We start from the raw sequence: 23,626 nt of genomic DNA, 5'->3' as shown, positions 1-23,626 counted from the left end.
TAAGAAATTATAATCTTCCGAACACCTAAGGTGACAACACCAACAAGGACCGGGAAAATACGTGTAAACCGCCGGAATTATAATCAATGTAACCTGATATCGATTGAATAATTACCGTGTGTATAAATAAAAATAACTATTGCTAATATCAGTAGGACAGCGGTTGTTATTATTATTTTATACTTTCTTTTCATTGTGTTAAGGTTTAAACTAAGTTAGTTTTTTTTGGAACATTCTTAGATAAAAGCTTTCGCCTTTAACCTTTCAGCTTTCACCTCCCCCTAATGATTATGCTTCTTATGAATGTCCTTCACCAAACAAAGCTTTTTGATATCCTGCTTTTTGATGATGAAGGGCGCGTATTTAAGGCGGTCGCCTACTAACTCGGTGGTGTTGTCGCTGTGGGCAATCACCTCGTCGTCGTTATCAGCGGCCAGCAGGCGTTTGTACATGCGGTAATCGCCCCACTCAATGTAGTATACCTCACCGGGGAGGATCTTATTATCATGAATGGTTTTTAGCGCCACCCAACAGCCGTTCTCCAGGTACGGGTACATGGAGTGCCCCCAAACCGGCAGGGCAAAATCGCAATCCTCAATCCCGGGGAAATTCATATGACCGATGGGCGTGCTGTCATTAATATCTTTATAAACCTCCACTCCCGACGCCGTTGCAACCACCTCATACATAGGTATCCCCTCAAAAATAGTCTGCGAAGCATGGGGAGTTTCTTTATTTTTTTTGTTATTTATAAAATCTTTATATTTTTCTTTAAAAATTTTGAGTTTATCCGGGTCGATATTCTGGCGGCTCTTGATGATCTCGGTTATTGACGCGGGCGAATTAAAACCGAGCACTTCGGCCAGCTGTGCATTACCTTTAAAAGCCCTGCCCCTTAGCTGATTATAGAGGATTATAAACTCTAATGTTTCCGGACGAATCCTGCGCACTTTATTTGGTTTTGCCTGCTCTTCCATAGTATGTTGAAAACTTTTATTAAATATTTTTCTTTGTAAATGTATGATTTTTCTTTATATTCGTATCGTCGTTCTGCTCAATGTTAATACAAATCTATAAAATCCGATTGTATTAATAAAGAATTTAAAGATAAATTGTCTGAACCGGAATTTTTCCGAATTAAAGAATTAACAGAATTCGAAAAATTCCTAAATTTCAAGAATTCCGGTTCAGACAAAAAAATTGAACCAAACCTTATAATATGTACTTAGCCTATTCCGCATTAAGATCACGACCCGAAGACCAAAACAAGCCTCATGAGCCACTAAACCATTTAAAACTACGCTACCAGGCCTACCAAACCGCCTGCAACAAACACAGCAGCCACATAGCCGAGATACAGAAGTATTTTCCAAACTGGCGGCCTAGATTTAGGTAGTCATTGGTCACTTGTCATTGGCTGATTTTGCAGCGGGAAATATCCTATGCATTTAATAACCAGTACCCAGTGACCATCTTACTAATGACAAGTGACCAATGACTAATGACCAATCCCCCCAATGACTAATGACCAATGACTAATGACCAAATAAAATGATAAAACTAAACCAAAAACTCAAAGATGAGCTGTGGTGGCTTGTGATCTCGGTAGATTACGACTATAGCCGCATCAGCATTGCCGACCACGACATCAACGGCGACGTACTTACCCTCTGGTTGGAGGATAAGCAGGATTTTAAAAACTCTATAGACGAATGCCTGCAGCTGGACATCAGCCTGAAAAACTTCGCCAAAATGATCCGCAATGATAACCTGAACAGCTACGAAGGCACCAAACTGCACCCAAAGGGCAATTACGTATACAAAACCCGCATCGAAATAAACGAGCCCATTAAATGGTACCGCGAAGATGCCAGCACCACCGAGCAGCAATGGGCCCGCGAAGCCGCCCTTAAAAACGTACTTACGCAGCTGGTAGATAGTGAGGTATTTGATGGAAGCCGGGAAGATAGCGAAGACGGAATGTCTGGAAGTGGTTTTGATGAGTGTTATTTTGATTGAAGTATGCCAATTAGCATATATAACATATCACGCTTTCGTCTACATGTCAGCAATTGACAATAGCTAATAAGTAATTCAACCAAAACGGCCAACTGCCAACCCAAAACTGCCAACTGAAATGGACGGATACACCCTTGCCGCACAATTACGAAGAACACGACGGAGATACCGCCTGTCTGCCGCCTCACAAGCCTTATACTACGAACTCGTAGCTATAGCCAATGAGGAAGGATGGCCCGATACCTTTAAATGTTCAAATGGCGAATTGTGCAGTGCATTATCAATGACTGATAAAACGATAATTGCGGCCAGGCTGGAGTTGATACAAAGTGACTTAATTAGTTATAAAAGCAACAAAAATAAAAGAGCTTTTGCTGAGTATTCCTTTTTATCAACCGGAAAATCTCCGGTAATTACTCCGGTAAAGTCTCCGCCAATTACTCCGGTAAACCCTCCAGACTATAATAAACTAAAAGAAAAACCAAAACAAACAGTAGTAGTAGCAGACTGCACTACCGCTTTTGATTTTTTTATGTCGACAAAAAATAAGCGTTTACTGGTGGAGCAGCATAAACTAACCGACGAGCAACTGGAATGGTATTTCCTGGTATTCTACGATTCAAAAGTAGACCTGGGCGATCTGAACGGCAAAACGCTGGAAGATATCACCAAAAACTTTTACTACTGGATGCCTAAACACCTTGCGGCGCAGAGGGTTATACGTGATACGTCGGACGTTATACTTGATCAGCCCAACATAAAACGTAAAACATCAAACGTACAACCAATCAGAGGCGTCGCGGCGGCTTTACAGTTTACCGATGTGGTGATGAGGGAGTAGTTAGTTCATTAGCTCATTGGTTCAATAGTTCATTGGTGAATAGTTCAATACATTAGATTTTATAGCTTTCGTTTTTTTAGAAATTTAAAGATCCATGCCCCGGTTAATGTGCAGAAAGGATGTATAACGTTCTTTTCATTGCGACAAATGACTATTGACTAATCACTACTGACTAATGACTACTGACCAATGACTATTGACCACTCCCCCTTTGTTTCCGTATACTGCGCAGGATGTCATCTTCTTCATCAAGGTGCTGAAGGATCAGCCCTGTTTGGAATGCATTTTTACAATTGCCGCAATGATAATTGGTTTGCTTTTGCCTGATGCCTTTAACAACATAGTATATGCCAAACATGAGGGATAGGCTGGAGAAAAATAAACTCCCAAATATTCCAATGATTACAACACCATCAACGTTTGCGTTTCTTAATCCATCAGCCACTAAACAACAAAGTAAGATGATGGCTAAACATCCGGCTGATCTAAAAAGGTACTTCTGCCTGCTGCGGTGGGTAACGTTGCCGCTTTTGCATTTCGGACAATGTATTCTATTCATTTGCGATACGGTTTATCCGAAGATACAAAAAACATCAGTTGTGTCCAAAAGTCGATCTTTTATGACAAATCTAACCAAATCCGAACTCCGACCTCCGACTTCTTTACCTGTTAGTGCTGGCGGCGACTATCATGCTGAACCATCAAACCATCATCAAACTGGTGGTGGCAATCGCGGCAGGTATAGCTGGTATGTTTTTTAGAAATACCCAATACCAGGTAATAAACAACCATGATGAGCGATATACACAATGCAACCTCACAGAAAAGGATGAGCAACATTTTGAGGGTGTCCCATTCGCCGGGCCGCAGCAGAGGGATTCTTAATACAGAATAGCTGCCCAGAATAATGAGGAGACATAAGACTGTCCACGCAAAATATTTTCGCCTGCTATGAACAGTAATGTGCTCACTTTTGCATCCGGGGCAATGTAACATATCCATTACAATTAAGGTTTATTCTAAGTTACATAATTATTTCTTGCATGTCAATAGCAAATAAAATCTATAAAAAATGTCAAACCTAACCAAATCCCACATCGAACCTCCGACCTCCGACATCAGACATCTGACCTCCGAAGAAATCCCCCCATGGGCCATCCTCTCCCAATCGCCCGTGCGTAAAGTGCCCAAACGCGATGTGTTCAACATGGTGCTTATCGGCGTTGCCAAAGCATTTGCCGATCTTAACAACAAAAGCCTCAGTCCGCAGGAGCGCGACTATATGGTGAACGAACTTACCGACAATATCATCGCCCGCTACCCCGCTATCCGTATCAACGAGATCCCCGTAGCTATTGCCAACGGCATCCGCGGCAAGTATGGCGAGTTCTATGGCCTCAGCGTGGTAGCTTTTGAGCGGTTTATTGAGCAGTACCTACTGTCGGAAGAGCGCGTACAGGCCGTAAAATCTTTGCCCGCGTTAGGCACAGCACGACCAGCACCCGGCAAGCAGGAACAATTCGCGACAGCAAAATCAAATACGCTGATGGCGTTGCAGCATAAACAATCGGGTAAAAGCTTCGCCAGCATGGCTGGTTCGGTTTATGATTTTTTGGATCGATTGCAACTGCTCCAATTCAACCGTGACGAGAAGTACGATATGATGGCTGATGCCTGCCGCCAACTGGTTGGCGATCTGAAGTACAAACTCCTTACCGCCCCCGGTCATCAGCGCTCTGCCCTGCGGCGCGACAAGGACGCCTACACCGCTGCCCTCAAAGGTGGTGCACTTACCGGCGAGCAAAACCAAAACGTAATACGCATCAGCAAACGCCTGGCACTTGATGCCTTTTTTAACCAGGTGATGATGGAGGAGGTAGATCTGGATGCGGTGGTGGAAGGGAAACGGGGATGTTTTGAAGAGGTTGAACGTTGGACGTGATACGTTGTACGTTTTATGTGATTCTTAATTTGTTACAGGGGGGCTTGAAAAAGCTTTTTTTTCTTACCCCCCTCTTTCCGCGCAGCGAAGCGAGGGTGGTCGATCCGCCCATAGGCGGAAATGACCGGTCCGAAGGACTCCGTTGGAGGTGAGTAAAATAGCAAAGCAGTAAAGTCCACCTGTTGGTACGAATTTGTAATCCCGGACTAAATACCGTTATGCCAAACCTGTTCCGGCACCCTACATGCAGGGTGTGCACCATAGCGGCGACCTGTCCCGTGAGATCCTGATCCGCCATTGGGCGGACAGGATGACGGGGTTTATTCACTTCTTAAACTTTTCACCGGGTTCCTGTCCCCTCAGGGTCTCTCGCAGAGGACCCTGAGGTATTAAAGCGACAGATACCGCAGGGTCCCTTATCAGGAGGCCCCGCAGGGACATCAAATAAACCCTACTTATATACAAAACGAACGCTCCTGGGCAACGGTGAAAGGTTATCCGAAGGAAACGCGTTAATATAAGTCCCCGAACTCAAATCCAGACCGGTTAAATTACCATCGGTGTCAACCTGGCTGGTGGCGGGTAGCGTGCCTTTGCTCACGGTGCCGTTCTCATTGGCTATGGTGTAATTTATTCCCGATATCGTGTTCACTGATTGCTTGCCAAAGTTTAAATACTTCTCAACAGCCACATAAGTATTATCGCCAAAAACAGGTGTAAAAAGTGAAATAGGGCTGGTAGCTTTTGTATTACCATAGGTGAAATCGTATTCCCTGGTAATCTTTCCGTCACTCGTATTTGATAATACATAGCTGGTATAATTCCCGTTTGCTACCTTGTAATTAATAGTTGAGTAAACAGTACCATTTACCGACATAGGTATTGTACTTAAGTAGCCGTTGCTGTCGTAATTATAAGTTTGGGTTTCTGTAAAGGTAAGCCCATTCTGCACCTCAGTGCTTTGGTGCGACACTACCCGACCACTCTCATCCAGGGTATAAATGTCCTTCATATCAGTATCAAGGGTTATCTTGTTATCCTGGTAGGTAAAATTAACCACACGTGCAAGCTGTCCGACCGAATAAATACTGGTGATCTTGCTAATTTTACCTGTATTATCATACTGGATGATATCTGTAATATTACTTCGGCTGATGCTCAGATCACCCCATTGATAATAAACTGTGTCAAGCGGCTTTGGTGGTGCAATTTTAGGCGACTGATTGGAATCAACTAACGTTTCCTTTTTACAGGAAGTGATAAAAGTTGAAACGCATATAAGCAAAAACGCCAAAAGGCCTATTTTGGAAGGAAATACATTTTTCATATTACGAGGTTTAGGTTTATATTTTAAAATTACTTATTCGTATAAATTATAGACGAGCGCATTTTCACAGTAACGTATCTAATGTACCATAAGTTGTTCCATCAACCAAAAAAATAGTTTGAAAACTTTCCGATGTTTCCGTCAATATCCCAGGTGTCTGACTTAGAACAACGTTCCTGTCCCCTCAGGATCTCTCGCAGGGCCCCTGAGGTATTAAAGCGACGGGTACTGCAGGGTCCCTTATCAGGAGACCCTGCAGGGACGTCATCAGGAGACCCTGCAGGGACGGCAAAAGACTCTACAGGGACGTCAACATCGGATTTAAAGCAAAAAGGCTCAATTTCTTGCGCCTTTTCCAAAATGTTACTTTTTTATGCTTCAGCGGATAACAATTTTATTCACTTCTTAAACTCTTCACCGGATTAACCAATGCTGCTTTGATTGTTTGAAAACTGATGGTCAAAACGGTGATCAGTAATGCAATGATCGCTGCTAAGGCAAATATCCACCATTCTACAACGGTATGGTAGGCATAGTTTTGCAGCCATTTATCCATCCCGTACCAGGCCAGCGGTGAAGCTATTAATAAGGCAATCCCTACCAGTATCAAAAATTCAGAAGACAACAGGGAGAATAATGAAATCAGCCCCGCACCCAGCACTTTGCGGATACCGATCTCTTTAACCCGCTGCTCAGCAGTGAACATAGCTAATCCTAACAAACCAAGGCAGGAAATGATAATAGCCAATGATGCGAATACGTTACTCAGCTTGCTTACAACCTGTTCATTGTTATAAAGTTTTTGATATTGCTCATCCGAAAAATAATAACTGAACTGGAAATTCGGGTTCAACTGCTTGCAAAGCTTCTCCATGCTTGCCAACGCCAGTTTGGTCTGCCCGGGTTTTGTCCTGATGAGCGCATTGCCCCAGGTGGCCTTCTCGTCAAGTCTTAAAACCAAAGGCACTATTGCCTGTTGCAGCGAAGCGATGTGGTAATCTTTCAAAAGACCGATGATCGTTCCTTTCTTTCCCCAGAAAGTCAGTCGCTTGCCGATAGGGTCTTTATAGCCTATACGTTTTAATGCAGCCTCATTAACCAGGTAACCGGCGCTGTCGGTAGGGTAGTCTTTTGAAAAATCACGCCCCTGCAATAGCTTCAATTTCAATGTATTGACAAAATTATACCCAACCGAAGCCTGGGTAAATTGTATATTAATATTGGGATCTTTACCATCCCAATCTACACCGCCGGTACTATTCTGAATATTGGTTGGTACGTCTGTAGTGCGCGTTACTTCCTGTATGCCGCCCATTCTCGATAATTCATTTTTGAACAGATCGTATTTTGGAGCAAGGTCACCCTCAAGGGGGATATAGATCAGGTTCTCGCGGTCGTAGCCTAAGTTCTGGTTTTCTACATAATTGACCTGGCGGGTAATAATAATGGTGCTGATGATCAAAACCACGGAAAGCACAAACTGGAAAACCACCAGACCTTTTCTGAAGATAACCACGCCTGATGTCATTTTCAGCGCACCTTTTAACACCTTAACAGGTTTAAAGGACGACAAAAATAAGGCAGGATAACTACCGGCGACGATACCGGTTATCAAAGTGAGGCCAAGTAATTCAAACCAAAATATCGGTTGGTCAAATGGCAAACTTATTTGTTTACCGGTTACCTGGTTAAACAGCGGAAGCAATAAAGCCATTAAAATCACAGAGAACAATACAGCGATCGAGGTCAACAATAATGACTCTCCCAAAAACTGGCGGATCAACATAGGGCGCATTGCTCCAACCACTTTTCTTACCCCAATTTCACGCGCCCGTTTTAAAGAACGCGCAGTAGTTAAATTCATAAAGTTGATACAGGCGATCAACAAAATGAATACTGCAATAATGCTGAATAGGTGAACATAGCCTATTCTGCCACCATCAACTTTATCATCTGTAAAATGATCGTGAAGATATCTTTCCGCGAAGGGCTGCATTCCTAATTCTGAGTAGAATTTTCCTTTTTGCTGGCCCTTGTCGAGGTTATCCAGAAAATGTGTCAGCTTTTTATCTATTAACACAGGGTTGGCATCCTTACGTATCTGGAAAAAGGTCATCGGCCCGTTATTTCCCCAGTCTTTGGTCCAGCTATTTTCATCTAGAAAAGTGTACCAGTTAACGATGAACTCATGTTGCAGGGAAGAGTTTTTGGGCGGATCATCAAAAACCGCAGTAATGGTAAAGTTCTTTTGATTTTCGTATTTGATGGTCTTTCCGATAGCCTGCTGCGGACTACCGAAAAAATTGTCTGCCATTTTTTTAGATATCGCCAGACTTGTGGGCGTACTCAGTGCCGAAGCTGGCTTACCCTCTAAAAGGTGAAAGCTGAACATCTTAAAATAATCAGGACTGGCATAGGTGCCATTGAGTTTCAATATTTTATCACCTACCTTGAATGTGTGATCCTGATTCCAGCTAAATTGGGTTGCATAGATAACCTCCGGGATATCTTTTTTCAGTTCCTCGGCCAGCAAACCCGGAGTGGAATATCCCGCAGCTTTTTTATGATCGAAATACGCCCTGTGGATAATCACGTAAAGCTGTTTGCCGTTTGCATGAAAAGCGTCCATTTGGGTTTCATCCTGTACCCATAAAAAGATCAGGAGGCTGCAAGCAAGCCCCATGGCAAGACCCAGGATATTAATAAGGGAAAAAGCTTTGTTCTTCCACAAATTGCGCCAGGCTGTTTTAAGATAATTTCTGATCATATGAATTGAATTAGCTTACACGGTTTCTTATGGCAATATTGCTACCAAATAGATGCCATTTATGTAAATATTTTATATACAGATATTTAAGGCGGTTATTGCGTTTATAAACCGTCCGTTTTCGTTACAAGGTATGTCCGTTTTTGGATTGGGCTGAAGGTATGCCAGTCCCATCATGCCGTCCGCCCATTGGCGGATCGGCATCCCATAAGCAAGGTGTACACCATGGCGGTAACCTGTCCCGTGAGATCCTGATCCGCCATTGGGCGGACAGGATGACGGTTGTGATACGGAGTCTACCCTTTCCTAATCCTCTTCAATTCATTAACCGACTCCACATCCAGCTTTTCTATCGCGATAGTAAAGGCGATGGGGCTTACGTGTTTGATGTGCGTTTTTAGCCATGCCAATGTTTCCTGCGGGTAAACATTACGCAACTCGCGCAGAGCCCAGCCGACACCCTTTTGCACGTAGTATTCCTTGTCGGCCAACAAGGGACTGATCAATTGTTCAACCTCGCTGAAAGACAGGTGCTGCTTTTTGGTGCGACTGTAATACAACAACGATACAACAGACTGCCTGCGCTTCCATAAGTTTTCGTCGCGGTTCCATTGCTGCAGTTGGGGATAAACCAGGTCGGGTGCTGCAACCAGTATTTTGGTATATATTTTGGCAAGGGCATCGCAGAGGGGCCAATCGTTTACCTGGTCCTGCCAGTCAACAATAACCGGCCACATCTCCAGCAGTTCATTATCTTTTTTCAGGTGACGTTCTAAAAAGAAATAAGCATGCAGCCTCACCCAAAAATCGTTGGTGTTACGCCATAGCTCGTTCCATATTATCAGTTGCTCGCTAAACGGTTTGTTGGAAAAGGAGTAGACGCGTTTCGATTGCTTGCGGTGAGTAGGCACGCTGCCCCGTACCGCCTTGATATGTAGTAGGGCTTCCTGTAGTTCTGTTTGGTGGGCCGGTGTTTTCATTTTGATAGGTAAAGCTATTAATTTTTGGAACACCGAAAATGTGGAGGTGTCATGCTGAAGCACTCGAAACATGTGGGCAAAGGCCTCAGGGTGACACCCGATAAGCTATCTTATCAACCCCTCCAACTCTTTATCACTTTCAGCTACCGAACGCAGATACTGCATCGAATCACTATTCAATAAACTTTTATCGGCCCCTGCTTTTAAAAGCAATTTAATGCATTGTAACTGGTTATGCGCGTTGCCATTGTCCTTTGATAATAACGCATGGATAGCCCATCCGGTTGGTGTACTGTTATACGAGGTATCAGGCTGATTTATGTTTGCACCGCTCTCGATTAGTTTTTTTACCAATTTATCCCTTCCGCAAAACGCTGCCCAGTGCAAGGCTGTTGCCCCGTCGCTTTTAGGTGTATAGAAAACGTCTGCCCTGTGTTCAATATAAAAAATACCTAATTGCTCGGCATGCAGGCTTGAGGCAGCTATCAGAGGCGTATTGTTATCTCCTGCTGATTTGTATCCATCTATATTGGCCCCGAACTCTAAAAGTATCTTCGCGGTTTCTACAGCCTGTTCGTCGGTGATCTTTTTTGCAAATACAGCATCGCATATCCGGTGCAGCGGATGTCCCTTCTGCGAAAACAGGTGATCGTTAAGGGGCACGCCCTCATTTGCCAAAGCCGGGTCATTAGATAGCACTTCTCTTATTTGCGGATAGTCGGTGCTGCTGATCAATTTAAATAATTGGTTTGCCATAGATGAAATTAAACAATAAAGGTTCAACAAAAAATTACCTGTCCGGTTTTCTTGCATAACCAATCAGGTTAACATCAACCAATTCCAGCGATTTAACCATATGCTGAACGGTTTCCTTATATTTCTTGAAATGTGGCGTTTCTATATGTGATTTGTATGCTGCCGAATCTGCATAGATTTCAAGGATGGTGATGTGTGAAGGGTCGCTTTTGTCGGCGACCGCGTAATAAGTTAATACACCGGGCTCAACACTAACAGCGGTGGTCATTTGCTCTTTCAGTGCAGTATTATACTTTTCCAGTTGTGATGGATCAACCTGGATTTTTGCCAGTCTAACCATTTTATTTTTCTGCTGCGCCATAGCGTGTTTACTAAAAGAAAGCATAAGTATACTGATCGCAACAATCAAAATCAGCCTGCTGTTGCGGCTTAATTGTATTTTAACTGCTTTCATATTATTGGGAGGTTATTTTAGTAAATATAGCCATATTTACTCTTTCCGTCCCTCTGGGTCTCTCGCAGAGGACCCTGAGGTATCAAAAGCAGCAAGTACTGCAGGGTCCCTTATCAGGAGACCCTGCAGGGACAGTAATCATACAAGTTCGCAGTCAGAGACTTCGGGCTTCTGCCACCATATTTTTAATGGTGTACAACGAGGATTCTCGAACCCAACACATTGGGGATTGTCACCCCTGCAACACCATTCTTATAGCATATTGCGGTACTGAGTTTTTCGGTGAGTAAGTAAACATCATTGCCGGCCACCTGGATATCCAGTGCGAAATTACCACCCTCGACGTCTCCAACTAAGGTGGGAACGCCATTCTTCCAGTAAGTATCCTGGGAATCCTGGTTGTTATCAGATAAGATAGAACCAGCGATGTAAATGTTATTGTTACTGATAGTAATTGCTGCTGCTGTTGCATTATATTGAACATTATACCTTACGCCGTTTTTCCAGTAAACTGCTGTTCGGGGCGTGGCCGCGTATGCCGGCTTAGGAGAGGTTTCACCGGCAATATATACATCATCACCATTGAGCGCCATTCCCATTGCAAAGCCTGATTCCTGGTTGTTTTCAAGCTGGTGTACAACACCATTTTTCCAGTAAGCAGCAATATCGTTTGCCATAACGTCAATGCCCGAATAGCCTGCTGCGTACACATCAGAGCCCTTCACTTTAACAGCCCGTGCGCTGGAACCATACGGATTATATCCGAGAATTTGCGGTACTCCGTTTTTCCATAACATTGCCTGTGTGTTGTTAACGAAATCATTATAATCCCCTACTATATATACATCATTGCCATCCAGTGTAATATCGTATGTCGCAGAATTAAAGCTTGTTGCAGGGCCTGGATAAAGCTGACGCATAACTCCGTTCTTCCAATACACAGGATGTCTCTCGCCATTGTTTTCGATAATATCGCCGGTTATATACACGTCATTGCCTTTAACGGCAATTCCAAATGCTTCTGAGCCAAGCCCATTCGGCGCAAGGTTTACGATGGTGCCATTTTTCCAGTAAATTGCTCTGGGTCGAGCCGAAGCAGGCTGATAAATACCTGTTATATATACATCAGTACCCCGGGACCTTCTCAGGCAATCGGTTGAAACTGCAAGCGCCGGACTTATGCTTTTCGATGTAGGTGATGTTTCAGGTTGAGGGGCGTTGTTTTTTTGACATGCCACAAATGTAAGGCATAGCACAGCTGTTAAAAGTATAAGTTTTTTCATAATCCAACCAGGTTAAATGATTCAACTTCTTTAAACACAACTCAAGAAAATAACGGCATTCTTTAACAAAGAGGATAGTTCGGATACGGATAAATATTAGGGATAGTTAAATGTAGGAAAATTTTATTTACAATTCATATTTTATTTAATATCAGATAGTTAATTCTAATTGCAATTAATTTTACGTCTGTCCGGATTTATAATCCCGGACCAAATAAGAGTTAGGTGACTCCTAATGGAGACGGTGCTGTATGTGCTTTTTCTATAAACAGGCAACTCCTCCAGAGCCTGGTACCAGTTTTGTTAACTTGTTTTTTTATTCCGTTAGGAATATCCTGTTTATAGCTAACACAATCAATGTATTTTGGCTCCACCCCCATTTCAAACAATAATAACATTGTAGGATTGGCTTTATTAGACCAAAGATAGGAGCCTCCTAATATAAACTATTTTGATGCGTTTGCCCTGTTACACTAAATTCTCCCTTGCCAAAATCCCGGCAATTTGTATATTGCAGCTTCAACCAAAACCTTATACAAATCGTGAAAACACAAAAAAACCTATTACTGGTATTAAGCATTTTCTTTCTTGGCAGCTGTGCATCAAGCTACAACGTCATCAGTCCCAATACATTAAGTTATATGTCAGGCAGCAGTGACAAATCTGTTAATGTAGATTATAAATATAATTTACTGACAGGCCGCTACGCCAAACGCGAAACCAACAGCAACGTAAAACTGGTGGCCGTAAAGGTAACCAACAACAGTGGCCGCGATCTCCATTTTGGCAAGGACATTAAACTCGTTTACAACAACGGCGCGGATGTAGTGATGCTTGATAACGCAAAGCTTTTTGATGCCACCAAACAACACCCTGCAATTTACTTGCTTTACCTGCTGCTTACCCCGTCAAAGCTCACCACCTCGTCGGGCAACGGAGCATCAAATTCTGTGCCTATCGGCTATGCCATTGGTCCGGGTATTGCAGGCGGTAACATCATCGCTGCAAGCTCGGCAAACAGTAAATACAAAGAGGAATTGTTAAAGTATGATATCGCAGGCACCGTAGTTAAAAACGGCGAAACGGTATACGGCCTGGTAGGCATCAGCACAAACAGCTTTGAAGGCATAAAAGTTAAGGTTGCAGATCTGCAACCGGAGGTGACAAAGGCTGATTAAAGGATGATCGGAGTTAAGCTGTTGCCCGGAATATGCTTTGGGCAGCAGCTCAACTCCTATAGTCATGCCGTCCGCCAATGGGCGGACAGGATGACAGCGCGGATTAATTCAAGTTCAATCTTTAACGTCCTTAACGTCCCTGCAGGGTCTTCTGAACCCAGCAGTACCGGAATTTATTCTTTACTCCATGGCCATAAGAACAAATCATCAAATAACAGACAGTACGTGGTTTATTACATTTACTTGTTTTAATTGGATACCGCTATTTGATATTACACAATCATATGATCTGATATATAATTGGTTAAAACTGATTGATAGTAAATATGATATCAAGACCCTGGCTTATGTGATTATGCCTAATCATATCCATCTGCTTTTGGAGTTCGGTAATGACCAGCTACATCTAAATACCATAATAAGCAATGGTAAACGGTTTATGGCTTATGCTATTATTCAGCGTCTTGTAGCTGGTCATAATCATGCGATGTTGAATACTTTAGCCCTGGCATGTTCTGAAAAAGAAAAAGCAAAGGGACAGTTGCACAAAGTATTTGAGCCTTCATTTGATGCCAAACCAATTTACAGCATGGACTTTTTATACCAAAAGTTGGATTACATACATCATAATCCGGTGAGTGGGAAATGGAACTTATGTAATGAGTTTACTGACTATTTGCATAGCAGCGCGTCTTATTATGAATTGGAGAAACCAAACGAATTGATAAATATTGTGGATTACCGTGATCATTGGGTGTGAAGTGCTCCTCAGGGTCCTCTCCGAGAGACCCTGAGGGGACAGTGTTTGGGGGACGGTGTTCTCCGACGTCCCGATGTTGTCCCTGCAGGGTCTCCTGATAAGGGACCCTGCAGTACCCAGAATTGGTTACTTATTTCCCCGCCTGTACAATCAGTCCCTGCCCGGGTACCCATTTATCGTATTCAATTGTTTTGGCAACATCCTCGGCGTAGGCACGACCGCGTAGCTTTTCAACAAGGTGCAAGGCGCCATCTATCCCGGCCGAGATGCCTGCCGTGGTGATCACTTTGCCATTGTCAACAAAACGGGTATTGGCCAACACTTTGGTTTTGGGACAGGCTTTAGCCAGATCATCAATAGCGGTGTGGAAGGTAGTTGCAGTAAGGCCGTCCAGTACACCTGCTTTACCCAAAATAAACGCCCCCGTACATACCGACATAATATACTGATCCTGGCTGGTTTGTGCTTTTATCCACGCCATCACTTCCGGGTCATCGGTTGTGGGTTGGGTTGGGCCACCGAATACCACCAGAATGTCGCTTTTTGGAGCGTCCTGTATGGTGTAATCGGGAGTTACGAATAAAACAGTACTGGAGCGGATAGGCTTGTACGTTTTTGATACCGTGAACACATTAAACCCGGCGGTGGTAAATACCTCCAGCGGACCGGCAAAATCCAATACTACTACGTTATCCTGCAGGTAAAAGGCAATGGTGACGGGCTTAGCATTCAGCCGGCTTTTAAAGTCGGCTAATGATATTTTTACCAGTGGCATATTGCAATGTGCACAGATGCCCGGCTTATCATAGCTTATGTTATCGCAACTGCCGCCGCACACACCACATGCAAAAACGCTGTCTTTTTGTGCCGATGGCTGCGCATAAGAGCTGACGGCAACAAATAATACCAGCAGAATAATAAGGTAGATATTTTTCATAATAGGTTTTATTGTTAGAGCCTGATAATGAGGTGATGTTACAGCTAAAGGTAAAGTTTTCGAGATTATCTGACTACTCTGATTTAGGGAATTGATATAAAAATAATCATGTAAATCATTTAATCAGCGTAATCATGGTTCAGACAATTTAATTCCCTAACTTAGGATCACCAATTACACACCACAGTGAAAAAGCTAACTATTATTGAAGAGGACACCGACGCGCTTAATATGGCCGTTTTTACATTCGAAAATAACGGGTACGAAGTAACCAAAAGTACCAAAGAGACAGCCATTGAAGATATAAGCCGGATAAAACCGCATATCATCGTTATCGGCGCACAACTGGGCAATACCCCGGGCAACGACCTATGCGTCAAACTAAAAGCAAACGAACAAACCGGGCAGATACCCATCATCCTGTACTCGGCCACTAAAACGGTCGACGAGATATCAAAAAAAGGCACCTGTGCCGATGGCCACATAGCCAAACCGCTTGAGCTGGAAGATTTTGTGTATCTGGTGCATAGGATAGCGTTGTCGTGAGCTTTAACCTGGCGCGGGGGACAAATCGCTGTCCGAAGCAGAGAACCGAACATTCAAATAAATGAACTATGAAACATAAAGTTCTGATCGGATTAATACTAATAACGGTTTTAGGCTGCGGTCAACAAAGCGTTGATACAAAAGCTGAAGGTGAAAAAGTTATGCAGACAAGCAGAGAATGGGCTAAAGCTGCTTCAACCGGAGATATCGAAACAACACTTAGCTATTGGACCGATGGATGCTGTTGTTATGTCGCCAGGACAACCTGTTTTAAAAGGGAAAAAAGAGATCCGTCAGATGATAGAAGGAAGTTTTAAAATACCGGGATTTAAAATAACCTGGGAGCCTCAAAGTGTTCAGGTTTCGCAAATCGGTGATCTGGCTTATCTTGTAGAAAAAAGTCAAATCGTCATGAACGATTCATCTGGCAAAGCTGTAACACAACATTATAATGGAGTAACCGTCTGGAAAAAACAATCTGACGGTTCCTGGAAAAATGTTGCAGATATCGCAACTAATGAGCCATAGAAATATAAAATTCATTTATATTTCTATCTTCAAATTGAGTACTATCGCCTGTTTCATCGTCGACGCTTAACCTGGCGCGAACTAACCGTCATACCGATTACTTGTTTCGGCATCCCACATTCAAGGTGTATCACGGCGGCGACCTGTCCTGTGAGATACTGATCCGCCAATGGGCGGACAGGATGACATTAATATACTTTTGTATTCAACGCCATCAACGCCATATAATATATCGCAATTGAACCAGTAACCACTATCTTCCGTTCCTTTATCAGCTTTGGGATTTCATTAAGTGGAACTTCAACCGTCTCAATATCTTCAGTAGAGTCAAATTCGGTATCAAACCTCTTCTCCACGTTACGGGCCAGGAAGAGGAATATCCGGTTGGTGTCTTTTGTGGGGTTATCGTATACAATGGTCAGGTCCTCTATATCGTCTGAGTGGTAGCCGGTTTCTTCTCTCATTTCGCGCAGGGCAGCGTCGCGGGGGAATTCTTCGGCCGGATCAAATATCCCGCCGGGGAACTCGAGCAATATCTCCTTTGCCCCATGTTTGTACTGCCGCACCATGATCACCTTGTTATCGCTCGTTACGGGAAATGTCAAAACCACCTCTGGCCGGATGTGAACGAAGTAATCATCAATAATTTTACCGGATGGCAGTTCAACAATGTCCTTATTCACCCTGCACCATTCGTTATCAAAGGCAATGTCGGTTTGTAGTATTTTCCATTTTTGGATGTCTTTCATGGTTGTAAAGGTGCTCTTACGGGTAGGGTGATAGGACAAGCTAAAATAAACCTTTCTTTTTGGAAACCATCATGCCGAAATAAATTGGCATGAAAAGCCACGTTTTTTCAATTAATTTCTACATTTTGCGGCACTTAAACTTTATACATGAACAGACTGCTACTAACTTTTCCCCTGGTATTAATTACTACATTTTCCTTTGCGCAAACTTTCAACCTTGGTATAAAAGGGGGTGTAAATTTATCAACCGTGGCCTTCAGCGGCCCTGCATTAAATTTTACCGGCGATAATCAAAACAGAGCGGGTTACCAGGTTGGTGTAACGGCTGATGTTGGATTTCAGCATTTTAGTATTCAACCCGGACTGTTTTTTATTACAAAAGGGGGAAAATACATAGAAGAATTTGATTATGTGAGCAACAGTCAAACTTATGTGGAACACGTGGTAGGGAATACGAAATATAATTATCTCGAACTCCCTGTAAACCTGCTCTATAAGCTGCGGGCCGCACCAGGAGTGAAAATTTATGCAGGCGGAGGGCCATATATGGATTACTCCCTGTCCGGCACAAGTACCCAGCATGTTACGGGCTCCACAACTTATGATTACCATGGAGATATATCATATGGGAGCGACCATAATAAAGATGATAAGCGCATTAATTATGGTATTAATTTTATTGCAGGCGTTGAACTAAAAAAACATTTTACTATTGACCTGAACTATAGTTTGGGTTTAACAAGTATCGCCTGGGGTATTACTGATAAAAACAGAACAGTTGGCCTTTCGGTAGGATATCTTTTTTAGGCTGATGTGTTGAGCTTGCATACTGCAGGGTTTCCTGATCAAGAGACCCTGCGGTACGTTAAAGCCGTCATCCTGAAACAAGTTCAGGGCGACATTCAACGTAAAACGTATTACGTCCAACGTATAACCAAAGTCCGCTATTTGTTTCTTTATTAATTTTAGATAGCTTTATCCAGCTTTAAACCTTACACAATGTACCAGGAGATCAATCAAACGGGAGGCGCACGCATCGGAATGGCAAATGCGACCTGGCCTTTTGCAAAACTAACTGTTAATAAAGATACCCTTACCCTTAATGCGGGAATTTTAGGGAAACTGGTTTTTAATCCATCCAATATTGTTTCTATCGAACCGTATAGCGGCATAACAGTGATTGGGAGCGGCATCCAGATCAATCATAACGTTAGTGGTTATAACCCTAAAGTGATCTTCTGGACGTTTGATAACCCCTTGGTTTTGATAAACAAGATCAAACAGACAGGTTTTTTAGATAATGCAAATCCCGGTAATTACATCCCGGTTGCAGACTTGTCATCGACCCAAAAACAAGGGGGCTTCCCTATAAAGCCAATTGCGGCTGTTGCCATTGTGGTGATCTGGAACGTATTGTTCCTGTATAATTTTTATGTTTTTTTCACCAGTGGCAATAAAGCGGCAAGCCCGATCGGTCTTGGCGGTCAGCTTGCTTTAGGTTTTATCCTGATCACCTGCTTGTTGCTGTTGACACTTGAACCATTCCGCCGGTTGGTATTAAAAGAAGGCCGTAGCATAAACGATATAAAAACCATAGTCTATTTTATTATGCTGATAAGTGCGGTGATGCTGGCAGGTACATTTTTATTCCGCAGTATGCTCTCTGCGTACATGATTTGGGTGTTTTAAAGTTTGAATTTCTGACATCGGTAATATACTTGCCCTGTCATGCCGAATTTATTCGGCATCCCATAGGCAAGGTGTACATCTGGCCAACTTGTCTACCAAAACAAATACCCCACAGAAATATTCATTACACGGTTTTTAATAGTGCCATTGTCTACTAGGTTAGACAGCCCAAGATTGTAACCAATATCAATCAGTAATTTCTTTTTTAGTTTGACACCGGCGATGAAGTTTACGCCAAGTTCGGGGTTGTTATATCCGAGGGCGAACTTGGAGGGGGTGTTAGGTGCAGGATTATCCACATTAGCCCTTGCAGAAATATTATAGCCGAAAGATGGGCCGCCCCCTAACTGAATAACCGCGCCGGGTGCGACGTGAATGTTATAAAATGCATTAGCCGAAAGCTCAATATCATATGCCGTAACAGTGGCCGCAGGCATAGTCTGGGTAATTGGGTTCGGGGTCCCCGCAAACAACACATGGGATTGATCAGGGTACTTTACGCCTTTAGTGGTTAGGGATAAAGCAGGTTGTAATGTAAAATTGCCGAAATCAGCGCTCGCTATTCCGCCAATATTAAAGCCTGGGGCTTTTTGGTGTTTTATAATATAAGGGAAGCTGCCAGTTGATTGATCTGACAGGTTAAAGCCGCCTTTAATACCGTAATTGATAGTTTGCGAAAATGTGGTCATTGCCGCGATAGCCAGCAAAAAGGTTAGTAATAGTTTCTTCATGAATAAAGTTTAAGTGCCGAAAGATAGGGAATTGTTGGAAAACTGGGAGAAAAGTACAAGAAAACCCATTTGTCCGAAGTCGGAACCAGTGTAACAGCGGCGGAAACGCCCATTTAACCCTCTTACGCTACTTCCGCATTTGTTCCTGCAGTATCTATCCTCTGCGAGAGACCCTGCAGGTACACTAACGCCCATTTAACCCTTTTATGCTGCTTGCATTATCGCAAGCGCAGATGATAAAATACCCTTATATTCAACTTGTTATATTATTAATTAAAAAATAATACTTATTTTAGCCGACAACTGTTGGTTAATATTTATTGAATTACCCCCTGACGAAAATCTTACCATTATGCGCCAGACAGATACTTTAGCCGATATTCTTATTAACCGTTCCAACACACATACTTTCTTGTTATGCTGTGGTATTGGCGGGGCATTACTATTTACGTTTGTTTATTTTGCTTACGGTGCCATTGCTCCTGATTATAATATGATGCGCCAATCCATCGGCGACCTGGAGTTGCTGAGGGACGGATGGATACAATCGGCAAATTTTATCGTATTTGGTTTGTTCAACTTTGCCTTTGCCGAAGGATTGCGCCGCGAAATGGTAAACGGTTTCGGCACTACGCTGATACCACTGAGCATGGTGGCTACCACAGTGGGACTCGTGCTTTTGGGGATGTTTGCTTATGAACCTGCACATACCCTTGCCGGCTGCATCGCTTTATTATCGATAGTGTGCAGCTGTTTGTTGTTGTCGCTGCGGTTTGCAGGTGATGAGAGGTGGAAAGGATGGTCGGCTTACACCATGGTGACTGCCATTTTGATGAGCATATTTTTTACCATGTACACCTATACCCGGCATAACGGCAGCAACTATGCAGGTGTCTATGAACGGCTGGGTGTAGTTACGCGCCTTGTTTGGACGTTTGTACTCACCATCAGGCTGCTTGATGGCAGGCGGATGATGCAGTAATTTAGCCACATCCCAACTCTTGTCCAAAGGAGAAGGGCCTAAAAAAAACTAAAACTTCAAGTCAGAAAGTTACTCCTCCAGTGTTTTTTCAACCACAGTCTTTTTTCTTCGTCCCCATATTTGCCCCATGTGGCGGGTTGGTACGGTATCGCCAAACAATTTTCCCCAGGGTTTAAGATCATCAATACGGTCAAAAATAATCTTAAGGATAGCAATAAAAGGAATAGACAAAAACATGCCCGATATACCCCATAACGCATTACCCAGCAGCACCACAATAATGGATACCAGGGCGTTGATGCGCACTTTGATGGATACAAAACGCGGGAATATGATGTTATTATCAATAAACTGGATAACCAGGTAAGCAATGATGATCCCGAATTGGGTGGAGTAACCGTCCTTAGTTACCGTAGCTATGATCACGGGCAAGGCAATGGCTATGATACCGCCGATATAAGGGAGCATGTTTAATGCGCCGCCCAAAAAGCCCAGTAATATGGCATACTTTACGCCCAAAATAAGCAATGCTATAGAATTGAGGGTAGATATTATCAGCATTTCTATCAGCAGACCAACTATATAGCTTTGTATGGCGGTTTTGGTTTCGCTCAGTATTTCGCCTACACGCTGCGAGTGTTTCTCCTTAAACACCTCGAACAGGAAATTAACGATCAGCGTTTTATAAAACAGCATCAGGAAAACGTAAACCGGAATCACCAGCACAACACCTATCGTTCCGAGCACGGTGACAATGGTGCGGCCCACTAAAGCCTGGCTGCTGTTTAATGCCGATTTGATAAAGGCCGCCTGTTTGCTGGTCGCTATACCAAAATGGAGCATAATATAATCTTCGACACTATCCATCATCGATGCAAATTTGAGCTTTAATGCAGGTATTGCGTCGCTGAATTGTGCAACCTGGGTAGTCAGCAAAAAGATGATCCCGCCCAATACGATAATGGCGATAAGCAAAGAAAGCACCACTGCAAGCACTTTTGGGAGCCGTTTTTGCAGCCACGTACATAAAGGGTTTAAAAGAATAGCTATGAGTACCGCAAAGCAAAAAGGAACCAGGATGCTACCCAGTGCCAGTAAAACATAAACCAGCAAAACCAGTCCGAACAGCACGGTGGTAGACTTTAAATAAAACGGATACTCTTTAACGGCCATTAACAGGTTGAATATTTGATACTATAAGCAGAAACAGGGGAAAATGTTTGCCTCATCCCAACCCTTAAGCAGAGGTGCCTCACCCAGATCCTCTCCAAAGGAGAGGACTTTAAGCCCCTCCCTTTTGGAGAAGGATTGGGTGAGGCTTTTCCGTTTAATTTATGTTAATTTTAACTCATCAAATCACCTTCTTATCTTTTCCCATGAAAGCTGTTTATAAGTACTTCTCCCCTCTTATTGCTGCGTTTTTCTTTTTACTGCTCTGGCAGGACAAAGGCCATGCGCAGGGTAAATGCCTCATCGTATCGGATATACATTATAATCCTGATAGCACCTATAAACTACAGCCGGGTAACGACTCTAACCACGAACTGCTGGAACAAAGCATCAAAGCCATGCAGCATACCCTGCCTAATCCTGATTTTATTATGATAGCAGGCGATTTTATATGGCATGGCGACCGTAACAATGGCTACAAAATCAGCAAAGAGACAAAAACCGCGATCATCAAAACCATTACAGACGTGTTTCAGAAGCACTTTCCGCACGTGCCGGTTATTGCCACGTTAGGCAATAACGACACCTACCAGGAAGATTACGATATACAAGATGGAGATTTCTTAAACATGTTTGCTGATCAATGGGAAAAAGGCGGTGTGAAGGTGTTTAATGCCCCCTTCAGGGAGAAAGGTTATTATGCATATACCATAAAGGATAAATATCCGGATATGGAATTTGTGGTGTTAAACACAACCCTGCTGAGTGTAGTAAACAACAACAAGGGCTATAATGCCAAAGCTGATTCAATGCTGAAATGGCTGAATAATACCCTGCTTGATGCCAAAAATAAGGGCCAGAAGATTTGGATCGTATCTCATATCCCGCCAGGGAAAAATGTTTATTCCATGCTGAACAAAAGCGCCACTACAGATATGTGGGGCAGCAATTACAGTCAGACCTATACCAACCTGATTGTTAAATATGCTCCGCAAATAAGGTTTAGTATTGCCAGCCATACCCATTTTAACGATTTCAGGGTATTTTGCGATGCGGGCGGGAAACCGGTTTCGTACATGCGTGTAGTGCCGTCCATATCGCCCAATCATTATAATAACCCATCCTTCGAGGTGGCTGATTTTGATAAGGATTACCGGGTAACCAACGAAACTACCTACTACCTCGACCTGAAAACACTCTCCACCACCGGCTTTGTATTTAAACCTGCGTTCGGCATCGGCACATCCGGCTTAAGCGCGGTAAGCCCTGCCGGGATATTGAGTTTTATCAACGGTCATAGTACGCCGCAGTCGCCCGTGCCAACCGGGTACATCCAGTTCTACAACGTAGGCGCCCAGCCTGTAGAAAACGATACCAACTGCTACAGCAAAACCTTTTATGAGTATTTGAGTACGAGTGTGCTGAGGAAGGTGAAGTAGAGGGTGAAATAATTTAATCATTTAAGCGGGACGCTTTAATGGTTGTTGTTCAAGCGGCACGCCATAGCCGTTAACTTAAGAGGATATATTGTTTTTCACTTGCTCCGTTGGGAGCAAAATATTGGTAGAAAATAAAAAATTAAAGGTATAGCGTGCCGTTAGGTACGCAACAACGCTGGGTTCCGTACCTAACGGCACGGATTTTTTGGCTTTCTGTGTCTACCAATATTTGGCCCTTACAGGGCCGGTTCTTAGGTTAACGGCTATGGCGACACGCTAGAACAGGCGCGTTTTGTCAGGATTGTAAGGCATAATTTCGAAAGTAATATTTACACCTGTAAGTATTTCGAGAGTAAATATAGGTATTTTTTACTCTCGTTTTGCTTATTAATGTAAATCTTACCTTTGAAATTGTTCCCGTCCCCCAGGGTCTCGCAAAGAATCCTGAGGTATTAAGCGACAGATATTGCAAGTTCCCTTATCAGGAGACCCTGTAGCGACATGAAAGGCACAAACAATTATCCCCGCACAACGGCTACCCGATCAAG

General features: G+C 43.2%; 25 protein-coding genes. 11 read left to right on the top strand and 14 right to left on the bottom strand.

Annotated elements, in window-relative coordinates; genetic code table 11:
* Nucleotides 1–281: 281 nt before the first annotated feature.
* Nucleotides 282–977: a S24 family peptidase gene (locus ACPPVU_RS08970; protein WP_426671355.1), complete on the bottom strand. Its 696-nt coding sequence runs from the start codon at nt 975–977 to the stop codon at nt 282–284.
* Between the two features lie 574 nt (nt 978–1,551).
* Between ACPPVU_RS08970 and ACPPVU_RS08965 the strand changes: the two genes are divergently transcribed.
* On the top strand, nt 1,552–2,019 hold the full coding sequence (locus ACPPVU_RS08965; protein WP_426671354.1) for a hypothetical protein: 468 nt from the start codon (nt 1,552–1,554) through the stop codon (nt 2,017–2,019).
* A gap of 118 nt (nt 2,020–2,137) precedes the next feature.
* Nucleotides 2,138–2,860 carry a hypothetical protein gene (locus ACPPVU_RS08960; RefSeq protein WP_426671353.1) on the top strand — a complete coding sequence of 241 codons (723 nt, stop codon included), beginning with the start codon at nt 2,138–2,140 and terminating at the stop codon, nt 2,858–2,860.
* Between the two features lie 193 nt (nt 2,861–3,053).
* Here the strand turns inward: ACPPVU_RS08960 and ACPPVU_RS08955 are convergent, their stop codons facing one another.
* Together ACPPVU_RS08955 and ACPPVU_RS08950 are read right to left on the bottom strand one after the other, a co-directional pair.
* The gene (locus ACPPVU_RS08955) at nt 3,054–3,419 is read right to left on the bottom strand and encodes a hypothetical protein (protein WP_426671352.1); all 366 of its coding nucleotides are present in this window, start codon (nt 3,417–3,419) and stop codon (nt 3,054–3,056) included.
* Between the two features lie 110 nt (nt 3,420–3,529).
* Entirely contained in the window at nt 3,530–3,862 is a 333-nt protein-coding gene (locus tag ACPPVU_RS08950; RefSeq protein ID WP_426671351.1) for a hypothetical protein, read from the bottom strand.
* 70 nt (nt 3,863–3,932) lie between these two features.
* Here ACPPVU_RS08950 and ACPPVU_RS08945 point away from each other — a divergent pair, with 70 nt between their 5' ends.
* Nucleotides 3,933–4,802 carry a hypothetical protein gene (locus ACPPVU_RS08945; protein ID WP_426671350.1) on the top strand — a complete coding sequence of 290 codons (870 nt, stop codon included), beginning with the start codon at nt 3,933–3,935 and terminating at the stop codon, nt 4,800–4,802.
* Between the two features lie 451 nt (nt 4,803–5,253).
* Here ACPPVU_RS08945 and ACPPVU_RS08940 read toward each other — a convergent pair whose 3' ends face one another.
* The 7 genes from ACPPVU_RS08940 to ACPPVU_RS08910 form a co-directional block, all read right to left on the bottom strand.
* Nucleotides 5,254–6,129 carry a hypothetical protein gene (locus tag ACPPVU_RS08940; protein ID WP_426671349.1) on the bottom strand — a complete coding sequence of 292 codons (876 nt, stop codon included), beginning with the start codon at nt 6,127–6,129 and terminating at the stop codon, nt 5,254–5,256.
* A 101-nt stretch (nt 6,130–6,230) separates the two neighbouring features.
* Nucleotides 6,231–6,488, bottom strand: coding sequence for a hypothetical protein (locus tag ACPPVU_RS08935; RefSeq protein ID WP_426671348.1), 258 nt, complete (start codon nt 6,486–6,488; stop codon nt 6,231–6,233).
* 35 nt (nt 6,489–6,523) lie between these two features.
* Complete coding sequence (locus tag ACPPVU_RS08930) at nt 6,524–8,896, bottom strand: ABC transporter permease (RefSeq protein WP_426671347.1); 2,373 nt, start codon at nt 8,894–8,896, stop codon at nt 6,524–6,526.
* A 296-nt stretch (nt 8,897–9,192) separates the two neighbouring features.
* On the bottom strand, nt 9,193–9,876 hold the full coding sequence (locus ACPPVU_RS08925) for a DNA alkylation repair protein (RefSeq protein ID WP_426671346.1): 684 nt from the start codon (nt 9,874–9,876) through the stop codon (nt 9,193–9,195).
* 105 nt (nt 9,877–9,981) lie between these two features.
* Complete coding sequence (locus ACPPVU_RS08920; protein WP_426671345.1) at nt 9,982–10,632, bottom strand: ankyrin repeat domain-containing protein; 651 nt, start codon at nt 10,630–10,632, stop codon at nt 9,982–9,984.
* Between the two features lie 34 nt (nt 10,633–10,666).
* Nucleotides 10,667–11,086 carry a putative quinol monooxygenase gene (locus ACPPVU_RS08915; RefSeq protein ID WP_426671344.1) on the bottom strand — a complete coding sequence of 140 codons (420 nt, stop codon included), beginning with the start codon at nt 11,084–11,086 and terminating at the stop codon, nt 10,667–10,669.
* Nucleotides 11,087–11,271: 185 nt separating this feature from the next.
* On the bottom strand, nt 11,272–12,369 hold the full coding sequence (locus tag ACPPVU_RS08910) for a hypothetical protein (protein WP_426671343.1): 1,098 nt from the start codon (nt 12,367–12,369) through the stop codon (nt 11,272–11,274).
* A gap of 542 nt (nt 12,370–12,911) precedes the next feature.
* On the opposite strand from ACPPVU_RS08910, the gene ACPPVU_RS08905 reads away from it, so the two are divergent.
* Nucleotides 12,912–13,547, top strand: coding sequence for a hypothetical protein (locus tag ACPPVU_RS08905; protein ID WP_426671342.1), 636 nt, complete (start codon nt 12,912–12,914; stop codon nt 13,545–13,547).
* 187 nt (nt 13,548–13,734) lie between these two features.
* Nucleotides 13,735–14,307: a transposase gene (locus ACPPVU_RS08900; RefSeq protein ID WP_426671341.1), complete on the top strand. Its 573-nt coding sequence runs from the start codon at nt 13,735–13,737 to the stop codon at nt 14,305–14,307.
* Between the two features lie 130 nt (nt 14,308–14,437).
* Here ACPPVU_RS08900 and ACPPVU_RS08895 read toward each other — a convergent pair whose 3' ends face one another.
* Nucleotides 14,438–15,244 (bottom strand): DJ-1/PfpI family protein, encoded by an 807-nt coding sequence (locus ACPPVU_RS08895; protein WP_426671340.1) that lies wholly within the window; start codon nt 15,242–15,244, stop codon nt 14,438–14,440.
* A 186-nt stretch (nt 15,245–15,430) separates the two neighbouring features.
* On the opposite strand from ACPPVU_RS08895, the gene ACPPVU_RS08890 reads away from it, so the two are divergent.
* Together ACPPVU_RS08890 and ACPPVU_RS08885 are read left to right on the top strand one after the other, a co-directional pair.
* Nucleotides 15,431–15,790 carry a response regulator gene (locus tag ACPPVU_RS08890; RefSeq protein ID WP_426671339.1) on the top strand — a complete coding sequence of 120 codons (360 nt, stop codon included), beginning with the start codon at nt 15,431–15,433 and terminating at the stop codon, nt 15,788–15,790.
* A 150-nt stretch (nt 15,791–15,940) separates the two neighbouring features.
* Complete coding sequence (locus tag ACPPVU_RS08885) at nt 15,941–16,318, top strand: YybH family protein (RefSeq protein ID WP_426671338.1); 378 nt, start codon at nt 15,941–15,943, stop codon at nt 16,316–16,318.
* Between the two features lie 188 nt (nt 16,319–16,506).
* On the opposite strand, the gene ACPPVU_RS08880 is transcribed toward ACPPVU_RS08885, so the two are convergent.
* A complete protein-coding gene (locus ACPPVU_RS08880; RefSeq protein ID WP_426671337.1) occupies nt 16,507–17,067 on the bottom strand; it encodes an NUDIX hydrolase in 561 nt (186 codons plus the stop codon).
* 147 nt (nt 17,068–17,214) lie between these two features.
* On the opposite strand from ACPPVU_RS08880, the gene ACPPVU_RS08875 reads away from it, so the two are divergent.
* Nucleotides 17,215–17,874 (top strand): porin family protein, encoded by a 660-nt coding sequence (locus ACPPVU_RS08875; protein ID WP_426671336.1) that lies wholly within the window; start codon nt 17,215–17,217, stop codon nt 17,872–17,874.
* A gap of 192 nt (nt 17,875–18,066) precedes the next feature.
* On the top strand, nt 18,067–18,756 hold the full coding sequence (locus ACPPVU_RS08870) for a hypothetical protein (RefSeq protein WP_426671335.1): 690 nt from the start codon (nt 18,067–18,069) through the stop codon (nt 18,754–18,756).
* Between the two features lie 92 nt (nt 18,757–18,848).
* Here ACPPVU_RS08870 and ACPPVU_RS08865 read toward each other — a convergent pair whose 3' ends face one another.
* Entirely contained in the window at nt 18,849–19,487 is a 639-nt protein-coding gene (locus ACPPVU_RS08865; protein WP_426671334.1) for an outer membrane beta-barrel protein, read from the bottom strand.
* 352 nt (nt 19,488–19,839) lie between these two features.
* On the opposite strand from ACPPVU_RS08865, the gene ACPPVU_RS08860 reads away from it, so the two are divergent.
* Complete coding sequence (locus tag ACPPVU_RS08860; RefSeq protein WP_426671333.1) at nt 19,840–20,469, top strand: DUF998 domain-containing protein; 630 nt, start codon at nt 19,840–19,842, stop codon at nt 20,467–20,469.
* Between the two features lie 69 nt (nt 20,470–20,538).
* On the opposite strand, the gene ACPPVU_RS08855 is transcribed toward ACPPVU_RS08860, so the two are convergent.
* Nucleotides 20,539–21,642, bottom strand: a complete 1,104-nt coding sequence (locus ACPPVU_RS08855) for an AI-2E family transporter (RefSeq protein WP_426671332.1) — start codon at nt 21,640–21,642, stop codon at nt 20,539–20,541.
* 203 nt (nt 21,643–21,845) lie between these two features.
* On the opposite strand from ACPPVU_RS08855, the gene ACPPVU_RS08850 reads away from it, so the two are divergent.
* Nucleotides 21,846–23,078, top strand: a complete 1,233-nt coding sequence (locus ACPPVU_RS08850) for a metallophosphoesterase (RefSeq protein ID WP_426671331.1) — start codon at nt 21,846–21,848, stop codon at nt 23,076–23,078.
* The last annotated feature ends 548 nt before the right edge of the window (nt 23,079–23,626 follow it).

The organism is Mucilaginibacter sp. McL0603, from assembly GCF_049992945.1.
GTDB lineage: Bacteria > Bacteroidota > Bacteroidia > Sphingobacteriales > Sphingobacteriaceae > Mucilaginibacter.
Note: the sequence above shows the minus strand (reverse complement) of the source record. Positions and strands in the feature narration are given on the sequence as shown.

Bases quoted from the DNA above. Each gene is read 5' to 3' on its own strand.
- ACPPVU_RS08970 (WP_426671355.1), bottom strand. From the start codon at position 977: ATGGAAGAGCAGGCAAAACCAAATAAAGTGCGCAGGATTCGTCCGGAA.
- ACPPVU_RS08965 (WP_426671354.1), top strand. From the start codon at position 1,552: ATGATAAAACTAAACCAAAAACTCAAAGATGAGCTGTGGTGGCTTGTG.
- ACPPVU_RS08960 (WP_426671353.1), top strand. From the start codon at position 2,138: ATGGACGGATACACCCTTGCCGCACAATTACGAAGAACACGACGGAGA.
- ACPPVU_RS08955 (WP_426671352.1), bottom strand. From the start codon at position 3,419: ATGAATAGAATACATTGTCCGAAATGCAAAAGCGGCAACGTTACCCAC.
- ACPPVU_RS08950 (WP_426671351.1), bottom strand. From the start codon at position 3,862: ATGGATATGTTACATTGCCCCGGATGCAAAAGTGAGCACATTACTGTT.
- ACPPVU_RS08945 (WP_426671350.1), top strand. From the start codon at position 3,933: ATGTCAAACCTAACCAAATCCCACATCGAACCTCCGACCTCCGACATC.
- ACPPVU_RS08940 (WP_426671349.1), bottom strand. From the start codon at position 6,129: ATGAAAAATGTATTTCCTTCCAAAATAGGCCTTTTGGCGTTTTTGCTT.
- ACPPVU_RS08930 (WP_426671347.1), bottom strand. From the start codon at position 8,896: ATGATCAGAAATTATCTTAAAACAGCCTGGCGCAATTTGTGGAAGAAC.
- ACPPVU_RS08925 (WP_426671346.1), bottom strand. From the start codon at position 9,876: ATGAAAACACCGGCCCACCAAACAGAACTACAGGAAGCCCTACTACAT.
- ACPPVU_RS08920 (WP_426671345.1), bottom strand. From the start codon at position 10,632: ATGGCAAACCAATTATTTAAATTGATCAGCAGCACCGACTATCCGCAA.
- ACPPVU_RS08915 (WP_426671344.1), bottom strand. From the start codon at position 11,086: ATGAAAGCAGTTAAAATACAATTAAGCCGCAACAGCAGGCTGATTTTG.
- ACPPVU_RS08910 (WP_426671343.1), bottom strand. From the start codon at position 12,369: ATGAAAAAACTTATACTTTTAACAGCTGTGCTATGCCTTACATTTGTG.
- ACPPVU_RS08900 (WP_426671341.1), top strand. From the start codon at position 13,735: ATGGCCATAAGAACAAATCATCAAATAACAGACAGTACGTGGTTTATT.
- ACPPVU_RS08895 (WP_426671340.1), bottom strand. From the start codon at position 15,244: ATGAAAAATATCTACCTTATTATTCTGCTGGTATTATTTGTTGCCGTC.
- ACPPVU_RS08880 (WP_426671337.1), bottom strand. From the start codon at position 17,067: ATGAAAGACATCCAAAAATGGAAAATACTACAAACCGACATTGCCTTT.
- ACPPVU_RS08875 (WP_426671336.1), top strand. From the start codon at position 17,215: ATGAACAGACTGCTACTAACTTTTCCCCTGGTATTAATTACTACATTT.
- ACPPVU_RS08870 (WP_426671335.1), top strand. From the start codon at position 18,067: ATGTACCAGGAGATCAATCAAACGGGAGGCGCACGCATCGGAATGGCA.
- ACPPVU_RS08865 (WP_426671334.1), bottom strand. From the start codon at position 19,487: ATGAAGAAACTATTACTAACCTTTTTGCTGGCTATCGCGGCAATGACC.
- ACPPVU_RS08860 (WP_426671333.1), top strand. From the start codon at position 19,840: ATGCGCCAGACAGATACTTTAGCCGATATTCTTATTAACCGTTCCAAC.
- ACPPVU_RS08855 (WP_426671332.1), bottom strand. From the start codon at position 21,642: ATGGCCGTTAAAGAGTATCCGTTTTATTTAAAGTCTACCACCGTGCTG.
- ACPPVU_RS08850 (WP_426671331.1), top strand. From the start codon at position 21,846: ATGAAAGCTGTTTATAAGTACTTCTCCCCTCTTATTGCTGCGTTTTTC.